Origin of the sequence: Massilia sp. Root351, from assembly GCF_001425045.1 — a bacterium.
In the GTDB taxonomy this organism is placed as follows: domain Bacteria; phylum Pseudomonadota; class Gammaproteobacteria; order Burkholderiales; family Burkholderiaceae_D; genus Rugamonas.
In genome coordinates this window covers 823,193-838,057 of record NZ_LMDJ01000001.1, presented here as the reverse complement: position 1 = coordinate 838,057, position 14,865 = coordinate 823,193, and the positions used below count along the sequence as shown (strand labels likewise).

Sequence of the window (14,865 nt, the reverse complement as noted above, 5' to 3'; positions counted from 1 at the left end):
TCCTCTGTTTCCGTTACGCGCGGCAGGCGAACGCGTTTACGGCATTCGCCGCGAGCGGCGCGTCAACACGGGTTTCGAACCAGAAGCGGCGCAGCAGGTTCTGCGCAGTCTTCATGCGGTATTCGCTGGAGGCGCGCATGTCGCTCAGCGGCTTGTAGTCCTGCGCCAGCGCCTCCATGGCGATGGCCAGGTTGTCCTCGCTCCACGGCCTGCCCTTCAGCGCCGCTTCGGCCAGCGCGGCGCGCTTGGGCGTGGCGGCCATGCCGCCGAAGGCGATGCGGGCGTCGCGCACCACGCCCGCGTCCAGCGTGAAGGCGAAGGCGGCGCACACGGCGGAAATGTCCTGGTCGAAGCGCTTGGCCAGCTTGTAAGTGCGGAACTGCAGGCCCGCGCGCGGCAGCGGCACGCGCACCGCCTGCACGAATTCGTCCGCACGCAGATCCTTCTTCTGGTAGTCGAGATAAAACGCTTCCAGCGCCAGCGTGCGCGTGCCGGCCGGGCCGCGCAGCACCACTTCGCTGCCCAGTGCGATCATCCACGGCATGGAGTCGCCGATGGGCGAGCCGTTGGCGACGTTGCCGCCCAGGGTGCCGGCGTTGCGGATCGGCAGCGAGGCAAAGCGCTGCTGCATTTCCGACAGCTGCTCCGGGTAGTGCCGGCGCAGCGCGTTGTAGGCGTCGTTCAGCGGCACGCCGGCGCCGATTTCCAGCATGGCGCCGTCCCGCTCGATGGTCTTCAGCGCGTCGACGTGGCCGAGGTAGATGATGTCGTCCAGTTCGCGCATCTGCTTGGTCACCCACAGGCCGACGTCGGTGGAGCCGGCCAGGATCAGTGCGGACGGGCGCGCGGCGCGCAGCGCGGTCAGTTCGTCCAGGGTGCGCGGCGCGTGGAAGTGGCGCTCGCCCACGCTGTAGGTGGCAAGCTTGTCGCGCTTGAGCGCTTCCAGCTGCCGCGCCAGCGCGGCGCGGTCGAACTCCACCTTGGGCAGTTCGGTCATGCGGTGGGCGGCGTCGAGGATGGGACGGTAGCCGGTGCAGCGGCACAGGTTGCCGGACAGCGCGTCGTCCACTTCCTTGCGGGCGCAGGGCTGCGCGTCGTTTTTCAGGTACATGCCCCACAGGGACATGACAAAACCGGGGGTGCAGAAACCGCATTGGGAGCCGTGGCATTCCACCAGCGCCTGCTGCACCGGGTGCAGCGCGCCGTCCGGCTGCTGCAGGTCTTCCACGGTAAACAGGGCCTTGCCGTCCAGCGTGGGGGTGAACTGGATGCAGGAATTGACGGACTTGAGCTCGACCTGGCCGTCGACCAGCGAGCCGACCACCACCGTGCAGGCGCCGCAGTCGCCTTCGGCGCAGCCTTCCTTGGTGCCCGTGCAATGCAGATCTTCGCGCAAATGCTGCAGCACGGTCTGCGTCGGCGAGGCCGTGCTCACTTCGTGCACGGCGCCCCGGTAGTAAAAACGAATCGGATCTGACATTGTAGCCTCGGCGTTGTCCCAGATTACAAGGTTAGCAGTTCACGGCCCCCGTTACTTATATTATTCTGATGATGTCAGATATTCGTCAAACCAAATAAGGATGGGTTGCGTGCCAGTGCTCGGCGATATCGATGCGGCGCGTGATCCACACTTTGTCCACGCTCTGCACGTAATCCAGGAAGCGCGCCAGCGCGGCGGCGCGGCCGGGACGCCCGATCAGGCGGCAATGCAGGCCGATGGACAGCATTTTCGGCCGGTTCAGGCCATCCGGGTCGCCCTCGGCGTACAGCGTGTCAAAGGCATCCTTCAGGTAGTCGAAGAACTGGGTGCCGGAATTAAATCCCTGCATGGCGGCAAAACGCATGTCGTTGGTGTCCAGCGTGTAGGGCACGATCAGTTGCGGGCTCACCACATCCAGCCCCGCCTCGTTCTTGTGCGCCACCGGCAGCCAGAACGGCAAGTCGTCGCCGTAGTGGTCGGCGTCGTAGCGGAAACCGCCGTGCTCCATCACCAGCTTGTGGGTGTTGGGCGAGTCGCGGCCGGTGTACCAGCCTTGCGGGGCGCTGCCGGTCAGGTCCTTGATGATCTCGACCGCCTCCTTCATATGCGCGCGCTCGGTGGCCTCGTCCATGTTCTGGTAGGAGATCCAGCGCAGGCCGTGGCAGGCGATTTCGTGGTTCAGTTCCTGGAAGGCGGCCACCGCCTCCGGATTGCGCTTGAGCGCCATGGAGACGCCGAAAATGGTCAGCGGCAGCTTGCGTTCCTCGAACATGCGCAGCAGGCGCCACAAGCCGGCGCGCGAGCCGTACTCGTAGATCGTCTCCATGCTAAGGTGGCGCATCGGAAACGCCGCAGCGCCTATGATCTCGGACAGGAACGTTTCGGACGCCGGGTCGCCGTGCAGCACGTTGTTCTCGGCGCCCTCTTCGTAGTTGAGAACGAACTGCAGCGCCACGCGGGCGCCGCCCGGCCATTGCGCATGGGGTGGAGTGCGGCCGTAGCCGATCATGTCGCGGGGGTAGTTGTCGTAAGTGCTCATCCGCCAATAATATATGGCATTGCCGACATCAGTATAGGTTTTGTACGATAGCGTGATTCACTCAACGGATATAGGAAACACCATGGGAAAGCTCAGTACGCACGTGCTCGACACCGCCGCCGGCAAGCCCGGCGCAGGGGTGAAAGTGGCGCTGTTTGAAGTGAAGCCGGAGGGCAAGGTCTTGCTGAAGATGGATATCACCAATGCCGACGGCCGCTGCGCCACGCCGCTGCTGGAAGGCGACAGCATGAAGGCCGGCCAGTACGAACTGGTGTTCAACGCGGGCGACTATTTCGCCGGCCAGGGGGTAGACTTGCCATCCCCGCGATTCATCGATCTGGTGACGCTGGCGTTCGGCATTGCCGACCCAGCACAGAATTATCACGTGCCACTGGTGGTCACGCCGTGGTCCTATTCCACTTACCGAGGCAGCTGATGCAACGTCGTCATTTTCTGGGCGCCACCGTCCTTACCCCTGTCATCATCCATCAAGCATGGGCGCTCGATGCGCCCAACGCGCCCGACCAGCCCCTGACCGCATTCGCGGCGCTGGAGAAAGACCTGGGCGGACGGCTGGGCGTCTGCGCCATCAACCTGGCCAACGGCAGGCAAGTCGGGCACCGCACGGGCGAACGCTTTCCGGTGTGCAGCACCTTCAAGGCCATGCTGGCCGGCGCCATCCTGCAACGCAGCGCCAGCGACGCGACGCTGCTGAACAGGCGCATTGGCTACACCAGGCAAGACCTGGTGCCGCACGCGCCCATCACTGAAAAGAACCTCGCCCAGGGCATGACGGTGGCGGAACTGTGCGCGGCCACCGTGCAGTACAGCGACAACCCGGCCGCCAACCTGCTGATGAAAGTGCTGGGCGGCCCGGAAGCGGTGACGGCGTTCGCGCGCAGCATCGGCGACACCGCGTTCCGGCTGGACCGCTGGGAAACCGAACTGAACAGCGCCATTCCCGGCGACCCGCGCGACACCACCACGCCGCTGGCGATGATGCGCAGCCTGCAGGCGCTGGTGGTGGGCGACGCCCTGCCCGCGCCGCAGCGCCAACAGCTGAAGGACTGGCTGGTGGGCAACACCACGGGCGGCAAGCTGATCCGCGCAGGCACGCCGGCCGGCTGGACCGTGGGCGACAAGACCGGCGGCGGCGCCTACGGCGCGCGCAACGACGTCGCGGTGATCTGGCCGCCCGGCCAGGCACCCATCGTCATCGCGGTCTACACCGCGCACAACAAGGAAGACGCCGGCTACCGCGAAGACATCATCGCCGGCGCCGCCAGCGCCGCCATCGCGCTGCTGGCCAAGGCATGAACCCGCCCGCCCTACGCCCTAAGCCCAGGCCGTAGGGCGGCTAGCGGCAGGCACGCCCAAACCCGCCAGGCGCCCGCCGCTAGCGCCCGTACTCCTGAATCAGCCGCGCCAGCAGGTAGACACGCGGCGCGATGGACTCCACTTCCGCATATTCCTCCGGCGTGTGGATCGCGCCGCCGACTATTCCCAGCCCGTCGACGGTCGGCACGCCGGCGGCGTAGGTGAGGCTGGCGTCGGCCGCGCCGCCGGAGCTCTCCAGCGTCAGCTTGCGGCCCAGTTCCCCATATACCGCCTGCGCCTTGGCGGCCACCGCGTCCGTCACCGGGCTTGTCGGCATCGGCGGGAATCCGCGCCGCAGCCTGGCGCTGACCTCGGTGTCCGGGATCAGGCGGTGGGCCGAGATGCGCGCCAGGTCCTGCTCCACGCGGTCGAATTCCTCCGGCACCGCCACCCGCACGTCCGCCTCCGCCGTGGCCCGGTCCGGGATCACATTGCTGCGCTCGCCGGACTTGATGACGGTGAAATTGACGGTGGTCTGCTTGGCCGGGTCCGCCAGCTTGGCCAGCTGCAGCATCTGGTGCGCCGCCTCCATGGCCGCGTTGCGGCCGGAATCCGGCGCCACGCCCGCGTGGGCAGCCTTGCCGGTCACTTCCAGCGCGATTTCGCCGCTGCCCTTGCGCACCACCACCAGACCGTCGGCCGGGCGGCCCGGCTCCAGGTTCAGCGCCACGTCGTGTTCCCTGGACAGCTTCTCCATCAGCGCGCGCGTGCCGTGCGAACCGGTTTCCTCGTTGGTGTTGAGCAGCACGGTGATCTTGCCGTAGCCGGTGTCGCCGGACTGCTTCAATATCTTCAGCGCCGTCAGCGCGATCACGATGCCGCCCTTGTCGTCCATGATGCCGGGACCATAGGCCCGCGCGCCCTCGATGCGGAACGGCCGCGCGGCGGCTGCGCCGTCCGGGAACACCGTATCCATGTGCGCCACCAGCAGGATGCGGCCCTTGCCGGTGCCGGTCAACGTGGCCTGGATGTTGCGGCTCAGCGCAGGCGTGGCGGCGAAGGTTTCCACTTGCGCGCCCAGCCGCTTGAGCTCCTCCTGCGCGAGGGCGCCGACCCGGTCCAGGCCAGGCCCGTTGAAGGTGCCCGAGTCGATATTGACGAGGCGCTCCAGCAGCTTGAGCGCCTCCGGCCTGGCCTGCTCAGCCTTGGCCAGCAGCGCCTGGTCCGGCTTGCCCGCCGCGGCCGCCGCCGCGTGCCCGACCGCCCCCGCCGCCAGCGCCATCAACGCGACCCGCGCCGCTGCCCTCGCCACCGTCAACCCGCCAGCCCGTTTGCTCATCGCTGCTCCCGCAGGAAATATTGGTGAGCGAATAATAACGTACGGTCCTGTGGTGTGCTTGTGATGCAGCCCGTTCGGGCATAGTCTTGGACGAATTCATACACAAAACAATGTCCATTCCCAGGCCCATAGGGCCCTGCGACGGGCCGCATTGCCGGGCTGCGCCGGAATCGCTGCTACTGTGCGGTAAAACGGGCTACTTGGCCGCTGTCGCCGCTGAGGATCAGGGTCTTGCCTTCCACTTGCCAGGTGCGGGTGGCGTCCAGCGCCTGCAAGTAGGCATTTTCCTGACGGCTGGCGGATTCATCCGTGCAGGCGCGGCGGGTGGACGCGAGCGGCCCCATCTTCAGGGACTTGCCGCTCCACTGATAGGCACCGGTGAAGCTGTTGCAGCCGCCGCTGCCGGACACCATGCCTTTCGACGAGTCGAACTGCAAGGACTGCTTGCCGGCGGGCTGGCCGCCCAGATCGGCCAGCTGCCACGACGTGCCAGTCAGCGCGGCGCTCGGCGGCGCGGCCGGGGTGGTGCTGCAACCGCTGGCGAACGCCAGCACCACTGCGGCCGTGGCCGCCATCGTCAATTTCCGCTTGTTCAAAGTTTGCATCGCCCGCTCCTTTACGTTGTGTTGCTTCAAATACACTTAAGTAACATGAATTCAGAAATACTGTCGTATAGTTAGCCTTGCAGTTTCGCCACTCAACTTTACAGGAATACGTCCATGAAAAAAATTATTGCTGTTATCGCTGCTGTCGCCGCTTTCGCTTCCGCCGCTTCCGCATCCGCGGCGCCTGAGGCAGCGCCGGCGGCGTCGGCGCCAAAGAATTCGCAGCAGTCCAAGATGGCGACCTGCAACGCCGACGCCGCCGGCAAAAAAGGCGATGAGCGCAAGGCTTTCATGAAGGATTGCCTGAGCGCCAAGCCGGCCGCGCCCGTGACCCAACAGACCAAAATGAAGACCTGCAACGCCGACGCCGCCGGCAAGAAAGGCGATGAACGCAAGGCCTTCATGAAGGAATGCCTGAGCGCCAAGAAGTAAGCGGCCGATGACGCCGGCATATTCTCCCTGGTATCTGCTGCTGCTCGCCGTCCCCATCCTGTTGCTGGGCGAATGGCTGCTGAAGCGGATACCGGTGCTGGCGCGCATCAATATTCCTGTTCCCGTCGCGGGCGGGCTGCTGTTCAGCGCGGCCTGCCTGTGCCTCAATTTGTCCGGGCTGGCCACGGTCGGTTTCGGCACCAAGGTCGACGCAGGCTGGTGGACCTGGCTGGTGACGCCGGATATCGAATGGCTGGCGCGGCCGGCCAAAAATCTCAATCTGCCGCTGCTGATCGCCTTCTTCACTTGCGTGGGGCTGGGCGCGCCGCTGCGCGTGCTGCTGGGCGGCGGACGCATGCTGCTGGTGCTGCTGCTGGCAACCACGGCATTGGCGGCGCTGCAGAATGCCGCCGGCGCGGCGGTGGCCGTGGCGCTGGGCGCGCCGGCCTTGCTGGGCGTGGCGTGCGGCTCGCTGACGCTGGTGGGCGGGCATGGGACCGCGCTCGGGTTCGCGTCGCGCTTCGAGCAGGCGGGGCTGGCCTCGGCGGCGGCCATCGGCGCCTCGGCCGCCACCTTCGGCCTGGTCGCGGGCGCGCTGCTGTCCGGCCCGCTGGGCGCATGGCTGCTGCGCAAGGTGTCGCCCATCGCGGCGCAGGGCAGCACGGCAACGGACGCTGCCAGCGATCAGCCGGGCCGCGCGGCGCCCCACCCGGCCGCCGGCGGGGCGGCAACCGGCATGACGGCACAAGGCGCCAGGGCGGCGCCTGCCGTGGCCCATTTTTTCGCGGACGCGCGCGCGCTTGCAGCGCTGGGGCGCGGCGCGCTGCTGCATCTGCTGGTGGTGGCCGCGTGCGTGAAGGCGGGCGCCTGGGTGAGCTTCGGGCTGGACCGCGCCGGCGCCGCCCTGCCCGCCTACATGGGCGCCCTGCTGCTGGGCTTTGCGGTGCGCGCCATCCATGATGCGCTGGGCGGCGCCTGGCTGCGCGGCGAGACCATCGCCCGCATCGCCGCCGTGCTGCTGCCGCTGTTCCTGGCCGTGACACTGGCCGCGCTGAACCTGGCCGACCTGGCCTCGGTGGCCGGCCCCATGCTGGCCATCCTGGCCGTCAATATTGCGCTGACCTTGCTGTTTTGCGCCGCCATCGCGTGGCCGCTGCTGGGCCGCAACCATGAAGCCGGCGTGGCCACGGCGGGGCTGGCGGGCTATGGCATCGGCTCGACCGCCACCGCCGTCGCCGCGATGGACGCCATCACCCGCCAGCGCGGCCCGGCGCCGCGCGCCACCACCATCGTGCCGCCCACCGGCGGCTTCCTGATCGACCTGACCAACGCGCCGGTGATCAGCGCCTTCCTGCGCATGCTGGGCTGACGCCGCGCCGGCAGCGGCTTACTTCAGCAAGCCCTCATACCAGCTCTTCTTGCTCTTCTCCACGATCACCGCCTGGTAGGCGCCGATGTCCAGCGCGCCCAGCACCGGCCGCTGCATGCCGCCGGCCGGATGCCTGTACTGCATGGTGGGCCGCAGCGCCACGCCGGACGGCAGCATGGGCGGCTCGGCGCCGGCGTTGATGATCTTGGCGTTCTCGGTGGGCACCAGCACGTAGTTGGCGCGGTCGACGAACTCAACCTCCATGGCGGCGTGGTTGCGGCGCTGCACCGCCGCAGCCTGGTTGGTCACGATGCCCTTGCCGGCGAAGATATTGTTCTGGATATGCGCCGGCGTCTTGATGCGCTCATGCACGCGCACGAACACGCCGTTGCGCTTGTCGTCGTTGATGAAGGTATTGTTCACCACGTACAGCATGTCGTTCGGGCCGCTGGCCTCGTTGCCGTAGGCCAGCAGGGTATTGTTGTCGTTGTCGGCCGGCTGCTGGATCACGTTGCCCAGCACGTAGGCCGCGCCCGCGTTCGGCAGGTCGATCTCGAAGCTGGGCCGGCCGGCGGCGGTGCTGCCCTTCTCGCCCGGCGCCAGGCTGGAGAAGCGGTTGTAGGCGATGGTGTTGATGCGCGCGCGCGACTTCAGGTTGTGGCCGATGTTGGCGTCGTGCGAATAGTTGAAGCGGAACGTCAGGCTGGCCACATCCCCCACATAGATGTTGTGGGTCTGGCCGCTGCCGTCGCCGTTGCGCCCGAACTCGCTGTTCTCGATCACGATGCGGCTGGTGGGCGAGGCGCCGGTCAGCACGCCGTTCTCGTTGTCGTGCAGGAAGCTGTTCTTCAGCGTGAAGTTGTTGCCCTCGATGCGCAGCGCGGCGCCGTTCTTGTCGGACACCTTGGCGTTGAAGATCTCCACGTTGTCGACCGTCACGTCGTTGCCGGCGATGATCCACGCGCCCTTGCCCTCCGCGCCGCGCCCCTGCGCGTCGATGCGCGCGCGTCCGCGCATGCCGCGGATGGTGAGGAAATTGGGCGTGATGCGGCATACCTCGCCGGGATAGAGGCCGGCCTCGATCTCCACCGTGTCGCCGCTGCGGGCGGCGGCAAACGCCAGGCAGGGCCGCGCATACGCCATGCCCGGTCCCACGGTCAGGGTCGCGGCCCAAGCGGCGCAAGGTGCGAAACTCATCGATACTGCGAGGGCCAGGCTGCGGGCGCGCAACGTCATCATGCAATTCTCCTGATAGTCGGAATCGCAATTTTACGCTGCCTGCACACCGGTCCGGCAAGTGTCAGCGCGCGATTTCGTTCGGCAAGCGCCCGGCCTTGGGTCCGCGTATCTTGTTTTGCAGCTGGAGCAGACCGTACAGCAACGCTTCCGGCGTGGGCGGGCAGCCCGGCACATAGATATCGACCGGCACGATGCGGTCGCAGCCGCGCACCACCGAGTAGCTGTAGTGGTAGTAGCCGCCGCCGTTGGCGCACGAGCCCATCGACACCACGTAGCGCGGCTCCGGCATCTGGTCGTAGGAGCGGCGCACGGCGCGCGCCATCTTGTTGGTCAGCGTGCCGGAGATGATCATCAGGTCCGCGTGGCGCGGCGACGGGCGCGGCACCATGCCGAAGCGGTCCATGTCGTAGCGCGCGGCGGCAGCTTGCATCATCTCCACCGCGCAGCAGGCCAGGCCGAAGCTCAGGTACCACAAGCTGTCGCTCTTGGCCGCGTGCAGCAGGCCGTCCACCGACGTCAAGATAAAGCCGTCGCCTTCCAGCGTCGGCAAGCCAGTCGTTTCATTCATAGCACTCCCCTGTCGTTTCAGCACACGATAGCGGGAACGGCATGCGCTTCATTGTACCGACACGACAGCCGGGCAATGTCACCAGCCCTGCACCACCGCCGGCCGGGAATGCGCGTCGTAGCGCAGCAGGCGCAGCTCGCCGGTGTCCGGTCCCGCCATCAGGGCGCCCGGGGCCTGGCCCAGCAGGTCGCCGAAATCGCGCACCATGTGGGCCTGGTCGTGGTAGCCGGCATCCATGGCGATGCGGGTCAGCTGCCCGCGCGGCAAGGGCTGCGGGCACGACATCATCATCGCCAGCGCACGCGCATAGCGCGCCAGGCGGCGGCTATCGCGCAGGTTCTGGCCGTAGGCGGCCAGGAAGCGCCGCTCGAACTGGCGCACGCTGATGCCATGCTGCAGGGCGATGCTCTCCGCCGGGCAGAACAGCAGTGCGGCGGGCAGGCGGAACGCGGCGCGCAGCGCATGCTCGCGGCGCGCGGCCAGCCGCAGCAGCCAGTCCGACATCAGCGCCACCCAGCGCGCCGCGTCGCGCGTGGCCAGCAGGCGCTGCTGCAGCTCCCGGTACGGCAGGCCGGGAACAGCATCGTCCAGCGGTACCGGCAGGTTGAGCAAAGCGTTCAAGGGCAGGCCGAACAGGCCGCTGAAGCGGGACGGCTCGATCAGCGCGCTGACGAAGGTGGTGCCCGGCTGCCACTCGGCCGGCATGGCGCGCGACATGGGCCCGCAGACGAAGGGCCGGTTCAGCAAGCGCGGCTGGCCTTGCCGGCCTTGCTCTGGCGCAAGCAGCGAGCCGCCTTCGATGAACAAGGTCAGCTGGGCCAGCGGCGACGCCGGCACCACCACCCGGCCCGCGCTGGCGTACTCGATGTGGAAATGATGCAGCAGCCCGGACAGCGCCGGCGGCGGCGGCAACGCCAGCCGCAGGGCCGCGCCGGCAGGGGGATATGGACAGTCCATGGCCGGATTATAGCCGTGGAAACAGTGTCCGGCTTGCACCCCGGCTGGGCTTGACTTAAAATCCACCACTCTGAAGCCGCATTGTGCAGCTTCCCGCTCTGGGCCGGCCACGCCTGACCAGCTATTCCCCATGCCAGTTTCTTCACGGTGACCCATTGGATACCGTTCCCATATGGGCGCAATTTCTTGCGCTTGCTTTCCTGATCCTGTGCTCGGCGTTCTTCGCCATGGCCGAAACCGCCCTGATGGCGGCCAACCGCTACCGTTTGCGCCACCAGGCCAAGCGCGGCAGCCGGCGTGCGCTGGCCACCCTGTGGCTGCTGGACCGCACTGACAAGCTGCTGTCGCTGGTGCTGATTGCCAACACGCTGATCAACGCCACCGCCATCGCGCTGGTCACGGCCATCGTGATCCACACCTTCGGCTACGACGAGTGGCTGATTGTGGCCTCCACCGCCTGCATGACCTTTCTGCTGGTGGTGTTCGCCGAGATCTCGCCGAAGATGATAGGCGCCACCTACCCCGAGCAGATCGCCCTGCCCACCGCCACCATCCTGCGGCCGCTGATGGCGGCCGCCAAGCCGGTGATCTGGTTCACCAACCTGTTCGTGGGCGTGGTGCTGAAGCTGTTCCGCATCAAGATGGGCACGCCGCTGCGCGACACCCGCCTGTCGCCCGAGGAGCTGCGCTCGCTGGTGCTGGAAGGCGGCAACTTCATCCCGCAAAAGCACAAGAGCATCCTGCTCAACCTGTTCGACCTGGAAGCCATTTCCATCGAAGACGTGATGACGCCGCGCAGCCAGATCGAAGCGCTCAACCTGGCCGCGCCGGTGGAGGAAATCGTGCAGCAGCTGACCACCTGCTACCACAACAAGCTGCCGGTCTACGAAGGCGAGATCAACCAGATCGCCGGTATCTTGCACGTGCGCAAGGCCATGGCGCTGCTGACCCAGGAGGACGAACTGACGGCCGAGCACTTCCGCGCGCTGCTGTCCGAGCCCTACTTCATTCCGCAGGACACCGGCGTATTTGCCCAGCTGCAGTACTTCCAGGAGAACAAGGAACGCCTCGGCATCATCGTCGACGAGTACGGCGAAGTGCAGGGCCTGGTGACGCTGGACGATATCATCGAGGAAATGATCGGTGAATTTACGACATCAACCCCGGGCGCCGCGCGCGCCGACAGCTTCAACTGGACCGCGTCCGGCGACTGCCTGCTGGAAGGCGCCACGGCCTTGCGTGACATCAATAAGCGGCTGGGATTAAACTTCCCCCTGGACGGACCGAAAACATTGAACGGGATGCTGCTCGAATACTTGCAGGAAATTCCGGAGGCGGCCATCAGCGTGCGCCTCGGCGGTTGCGTCATCGAGGTGGTGCAGGTGCAGAACCAGGCCATCAAAGTCGTGAAATTGATACGGGCCGGCGCATAAGGTTGTCATAGATCGGCGCACGGTAGGGATCTTGCTTTACAAAAGTGATGCCTCCGGGCATCATCCGGTGGATGGCCCCGGTGCCAGCCTCCTTATGTAGTTTTCCTGACAGCGCGCTTCTATGGCAGCAGTTCAACCCAATACGGCGTCCAGCGCCCCCATGGCGGGACTGGCGCGGGCCTTGATGCAAGCCGGCCGGCTGACGCCGGTGCAGGCGGACGCGCTGCAAAAGAAGGCCTTGGCCGACAAGCTGCCGTTTATCGACACCTTGTTGGCCAGCAACGCCATCCAGGCCCGCGAGCTAGCCTCCTTCTGTTCCGAAACGTTCGCCTACCCGCTGATGGACCTGGCCGCGTTCAGCATCGACGCGCTGCCGCCCAAGATCATCGACGCCAAGCTGATGCAGGGCCAGCGCGTGATCGCCCTGTCCAAGCGCGGCAACAAGATGTCGGTGGCGATCTCGGACCCCACCAACACCCAGGCGCTGGACCAGATCAAGTTCCAGACCGAATCGCTGGTGGAACCGGTGATCGTGGCGCACGATGCGCTGCTGGCCATGCTGGGCAGCCTGGGCCGCAGCGCCGAGCAAAACCTGAACGAACTGGCCGGCGACGAGCAGGAAATCCAGTTCGCCGACGAAACCGAAGCGCCCTCGGCCGCCGCCGAGCAGGCCGCCAACGAAGTGGAAGACGCGCCCATCGTGCGCTTCCTGAACAAGATGCTGATGGACGCCGTTGGCATGGGTGCATCGGACTTGCATTTTGAACCATTCGAAAAGTTCTACCGCATCCGCTTCCGCGTCGACGGCGTGCTGATGGAACACGCGCAGCCGCCGGTGTCGATCAAGGACAAGCTGGTGTCGCGCATCAAGGTGCTGGCCAAGCTGGACATCTCGGAAAAACGCGTGCCGCAGGATGGCCGCATGCGCCTGATCGTCTCGCCCACCAAGACGGTCGACCTGCGCGTGTCCACCCTGCCGACCCTGTTCGGCGAAAAGACCGTGATGCGTATCCTGGACGCGACCCAGGCCCAGATGGGCATCGACTCGCTGGGCTACGACCCGGACCAGAAAGACCTGCTGCTGGACGCCATCCAGCGCCCCTACGGCATGGTGCTGGTGACCGGCCCGACCGGCTCCGGCAAGACGGTGTCGCTGTACACCTGCCTGAACATCCTGAACAAGCCGGGCATCAACATTTCCACCGCTGAAGACCCGGCCGAGATCAACCTGCCCGGCGTGAACCAGGTCAACGTCAACGACCGCGCCGGCCTGACCTTCCCGGTGGCGCTGAAATCCTTCCTGCGCCAGGATCCGGACATCATCATGGTGGGCGAGATCCGCGACCTGGAAACGGCCGACATCGCCATCAAGGCGGCGCAGACCGGCCACATGGTGTTCTCCACGCTGCACACCAACGACGCGCCATCCACGCTGACGCGTTTGATGAACATGGGCGTGGCGCCGTTCAACATTGCCTCCTCGGTGATCTTGATTACCGCGCAGCGCCTGGCGCGCCGCCTGTGCACCTGCAAGCAGCCGGTGGACATTTCCAACGAACTGCTGCTGAAAGCAGGCTACAAGCCGGAACAGCTGGACGGCAGCTGGAAGCCGTACGGCCCGGTCGGCTGCGAACGCTGCAACGGCGGCGGCTACAAGGGCCGGGTCGGCATCTACCAGATCATGCCGATCACCCCCGCCATCGAGAGCCTCATCCTGGCGCACGGCAATTCGATGCAGATCGCGGCCCAGTCGGAAAGCGAAGGCGTGAAGTCGCTGCGCCAATCCGGCCTGGTCAAAGTAAAAAACGGGCTGACCAGCCTCGAGGAAGTCCTCGGCTGCACCAATGAATAGGACAGACATCATGGCCACTACCAGCACGCCGGGCAGCCCGGTCAAGGAATCGGTCTTCGCCTGGGAAGGCAAGGACAAAACCGGCAAGACCGTGCGCGGCGAGCTGCGCGCCGGCGGCGAAGCGGTGGTCAACGTGACCTTGCGGCGGCAAGGCATCATGGTCACCAAGGTCAAGAAAAAGGTCTACCGCAGCGGCAAGAAGGTCACCGACAAGGACATCTCGCTGTTCACGCGCCAGCTGGCCACCATGATGAAGGCCGGCGTGCCGCTGCTGCAGTCGTTCGACATCGTCGGCAAGGGCCACTCCAATCCGTCAGTGTCGAAGCTGGTGATGGATTTGCGCGCCGATATCGAAACCGGCACCAGCCTGAACCAGGCGTTCCGCAAGTTCCCGCTGTATTTCGACCCGCTGTTCTGCAACCTGGTGGGCGCCGGCGAACAGGCCGGCATCCTGGAAGACCTGCTGACACGGCTGGCCATCTACAAGGAAAAGACCTTGGCCATGAAGGCCAAGATCAAGTCCGCGCTGACCTACCCGGTATCGATCCTGGGCGTGGCCTTCATCGTCACGGCCGTCATCATGATCTGGGTGGTGCCGGCGTTCAAGCAGGTGTTCGCCAGCTTCGGCGCCGACCTGCCGGCGCCCACGCTGGCCGTGATGGCGATTTCCGAGTTCTTCGTCAACTACTGGTACATCATTTTCGGCGGCCTGTTCGGCTCGATCTACTTCTTCTTCCAGGCCTGGCGGCGCTCGCCGCAAGTACAGCGCTTCATGGACGTGACGCTGCTCAAGCTGCCCATTTTCGGCGAGGTGATCCGCAAGGCCACCATCGCCCGCTGGACGCGCACCCTGTCGACCATGTTTGCCGCCGGCGTGCCGCTGGTGGAGTCGCTCGACTCGGTGGGCGGCGCATCCGGCAATATCGTCTACCTGGAAGCGACGCGCCGCATCCAGAAGGAAGTGAGCACCGGCACCAGCCTGACGGTGGCCATGCAGAACGCCGACGTGTTCCCCAACATGGTGACGCAGATGGTGTCGATCGGCGAAGAATCCGGCTCGCTGGACGCCATGCTGGGCAAGGTGGCCGACTTCTTCGAAGATGAAGTGGACGAGGCCGTGGCCTCGCTGTCGAGCCTGATGGAACCGCTGATCATGGTGATCCTGGGCGTGCTGATCGGCGGCCTGGTGATTGCCATGTACCTGCCGATCTTCAAGCTCGGTTCGGTGGTGTAAG

Annotated in this window: 14 protein-coding genes; 7 read left to right on the top strand and 7 right to left on the bottom strand. The window is 66.0% G+C overall.

Annotated elements, in window-relative coordinates; all coding sequences use genetic code 11:
• Positions 1 to 13 precede the first annotated feature (13 nt).
• Both xdhA and puuE read right to left on the bottom strand, forming a co-directional pair.
• Entirely contained in the window at positions 14 to 1,480 is a 1,467-nt protein-coding gene (gene xdhA, locus ASD15_RS03790; RefSeq protein WP_057153379.1) for a xanthine dehydrogenase small subunit, read from the bottom strand.
• An 85-nt stretch (positions 1,481 to 1,565) separates the two neighbouring features.
• Positions 1,566 to 2,519, bottom strand: a complete 954-nt coding sequence (gene puuE / locus ASD15_RS03785) for an allantoinase PuuE (RefSeq protein ID WP_057153378.1) — start codon at positions 2,517 to 2,519, stop codon at positions 1,566 to 1,568.
• 82 nt (positions 2,520 to 2,601) lie between these two features.
• Between puuE and uraH the strand changes: the two genes are divergently transcribed.
• Both uraH and bla read left to right on the top strand, forming a co-directional pair.
• Complete coding sequence (gene uraH, locus ASD15_RS03780) at positions 2,602 to 2,955, top strand: hydroxyisourate hydrolase (protein WP_057153377.1); 354 nt, start codon at positions 2,602 to 2,604, stop codon at positions 2,953 to 2,955.
• Positions 2,955 to 3,836, top strand: coding sequence for a class A beta-lactamase (gene bla, locus ASD15_RS03775; RefSeq protein WP_082551519.1), 882 nt, complete (start codon positions 2,955 to 2,957; stop codon positions 3,834 to 3,836). The genes uraH and bla overlap by 1 nt, the downstream gene beginning before the upstream one ends.
• A 79-nt stretch (positions 3,837 to 3,915) precedes the next feature.
• Here bla and ASD15_RS03770 read toward each other — a convergent pair whose 3' ends face one another.
• Together ASD15_RS03770 and ASD15_RS03765 are read right to left on the bottom strand one after the other, a co-directional pair.
• Entirely contained in the window at positions 3,916 to 5,175 is a 1,260-nt protein-coding gene (locus tag ASD15_RS03770) for a glutamate carboxypeptidase (RefSeq protein WP_082551518.1), read from the bottom strand.
• 176 nt (positions 5,176 to 5,351) lie between these two features.
• Positions 5,352 to 5,780, bottom strand: coding sequence for an META domain-containing protein (locus tag ASD15_RS03765; protein WP_082551517.1), 429 nt, complete (start codon positions 5,778 to 5,780; stop codon positions 5,352 to 5,354).
• 114 nt (positions 5,781 to 5,894) lie between these two features.
• Here ASD15_RS03765 and ASD15_RS03760 point away from each other — a divergent pair, with 114 nt between their 5' ends.
• Together ASD15_RS03760 and ASD15_RS03755 are read left to right on the top strand one after the other, a co-directional pair.
• The gene (locus ASD15_RS03760) at positions 5,895 to 6,212 is read left to right on the top strand and encodes a PsiF family protein (protein ID WP_057153374.1); all 318 of its coding nucleotides are present in this window, start codon (positions 5,895 to 5,897) and stop codon (positions 6,210 to 6,212) included.
• A gap of 7 nt (positions 6,213 to 6,219) precedes the next feature.
• A complete protein-coding gene (locus tag ASD15_RS03755) occupies positions 6,220 to 7,581 on the top strand; it encodes a sodium/glutamate symporter (RefSeq protein WP_057153373.1) in 1,362 nt (453 codons plus the stop codon).
• An 18-nt stretch (positions 7,582 to 7,599) separates the two neighbouring features.
• Here ASD15_RS03755 and ASD15_RS03750 read toward each other — a convergent pair whose 3' ends face one another.
• The 3 genes from ASD15_RS03750 to ASD15_RS03740 all read right to left on the bottom strand — a co-directional run bounded on the left by ASD15_RS03750 (position 7,600) and on the right by ASD15_RS03740 (position 10,345).
• Entirely contained in the window at positions 7,600 to 8,820 is a 1,221-nt protein-coding gene (locus tag ASD15_RS03750; RefSeq protein ID WP_229418047.1) for a hypothetical protein, read from the bottom strand.
• A gap of 61 nt (positions 8,821 to 8,881) precedes the next feature.
• Positions 8,882 to 9,388 (bottom strand): NADH-quinone oxidoreductase subunit B family protein, encoded by a 507-nt coding sequence (locus ASD15_RS03745; protein ID WP_057153372.1) that lies wholly within the window; start codon positions 9,386 to 9,388, stop codon positions 8,882 to 8,884.
• Between the two features lie 78 nt (positions 9,389 to 9,466).
• Complete coding sequence (locus tag ASD15_RS03740) at positions 9,467 to 10,345, bottom strand: AraC family transcriptional regulator (protein ID WP_057153371.1); 879 nt, start codon at positions 10,343 to 10,345, stop codon at positions 9,467 to 9,469.
• 155 nt (positions 10,346 to 10,500) lie between these two features.
• On the opposite strand from ASD15_RS03740, the gene ASD15_RS03735 reads away from it, so the two are divergent.
• The 3 genes from ASD15_RS03735 (at position 10,501) to ASD15_RS03725 (ending at position 14,864) form a co-directional block, all read left to right on the top strand.
• Positions 10,501 to 11,778: an HlyC/CorC family transporter gene (locus tag ASD15_RS03735; protein ID WP_057153370.1), complete on the top strand. Its 1,278-nt coding sequence runs from the start codon at positions 10,501 to 10,503 to the stop codon at positions 11,776 to 11,778.
• Between the two features lie 121 nt (positions 11,779 to 11,899).
• The gene (gene pilB, locus ASD15_RS03730; protein ID WP_057153369.1) at positions 11,900 to 13,630 is read left to right on the top strand and encodes a type IV-A pilus assembly ATPase PilB; all 1,731 of its coding nucleotides are present in this window, start codon (positions 11,900 to 11,902) and stop codon (positions 13,628 to 13,630) included.
• Between the two features lie 10 nt (positions 13,631 to 13,640).
• Entirely contained in the window at positions 13,641 to 14,864 is a 1,224-nt protein-coding gene (locus ASD15_RS03725; protein WP_057153368.1) for a type II secretion system F family protein, read from the top strand.
• Position 14,865 lies beyond the last annotated feature (1 nt).

What these genes read in the sequence shown, in the direction of transcription:
- xdhA (WP_057153379.1), bottom strand. Translation starts at nt 1,480, where the DNA reads ATGTCAGATCCGATTCGTTTTTACTACCGGGGCGCCGTGCACGAAGTG.
- puuE (WP_057153378.1), bottom strand. Translation starts at nt 2,519, where the DNA reads ATGAGCACTTACGACAACTACCCCCGCGACATGATCGGCTACGGCCGC.
- uraH (WP_057153377.1), top strand. Translation starts at nt 2,602, where the DNA reads ATGGGAAAGCTCAGTACGCACGTGCTCGACACCGCCGCCGGCAAGCCC.
- bla (WP_082551519.1), top strand. Translation starts at nt 2,955, where the DNA reads ATGCAACGTCGTCATTTTCTGGGCGCCACCGTCCTTACCCCTGTCATC.
- ASD15_RS03770 (WP_082551518.1), bottom strand. Translation starts at nt 5,175, where the DNA reads ATGAGCAAACGGGCTGGCGGGTTGACGGTGGCGAGGGCAGCGGCGCGG.
- ASD15_RS03765 (WP_082551517.1), bottom strand. Translation starts at nt 5,780, where the DNA reads ATGCAAACTTTGAACAAGCGGAAATTGACGATGGCGGCCACGGCCGCA.
- ASD15_RS03760 (WP_057153374.1), top strand. Translation starts at nt 5,895, where the DNA reads ATGAAAAAAATTATTGCTGTTATCGCTGCTGTCGCCGCTTTCGCTTCC.
- ASD15_RS03755 (WP_057153373.1), top strand. Translation starts at nt 6,220, where the DNA reads ATGACGCCGGCATATTCTCCCTGGTATCTGCTGCTGCTCGCCGTCCCC.
- ASD15_RS03750 (WP_229418047.1), bottom strand. Translation starts at nt 8,820, where the DNA reads ATGATGACGTTGCGCGCCCGCAGCCTGGCCCTCGCAGTATCGATGAGT.
- ASD15_RS03745 (WP_057153372.1), bottom strand. Translation starts at nt 9,388, where the DNA reads ATGAATGAAACGACTGGCTTGCCGACGCTGGAAGGCGACGGCTTTATC.
- ASD15_RS03740 (WP_057153371.1), bottom strand. Translation starts at nt 10,345, where the DNA reads ATGGACTGTCCATATCCCCCTGCCGGCGCGGCCCTGCGGCTGGCGTTG.
- pilB (WP_057153369.1), top strand. Translation starts at nt 11,900, where the DNA reads ATGGCAGCAGTTCAACCCAATACGGCGTCCAGCGCCCCCATGGCGGGA.
- ASD15_RS03725 (WP_057153368.1), top strand. Translation starts at nt 13,641, where the DNA reads ATGGCCACTACCAGCACGCCGGGCAGCCCGGTCAAGGAATCGGTCTTC.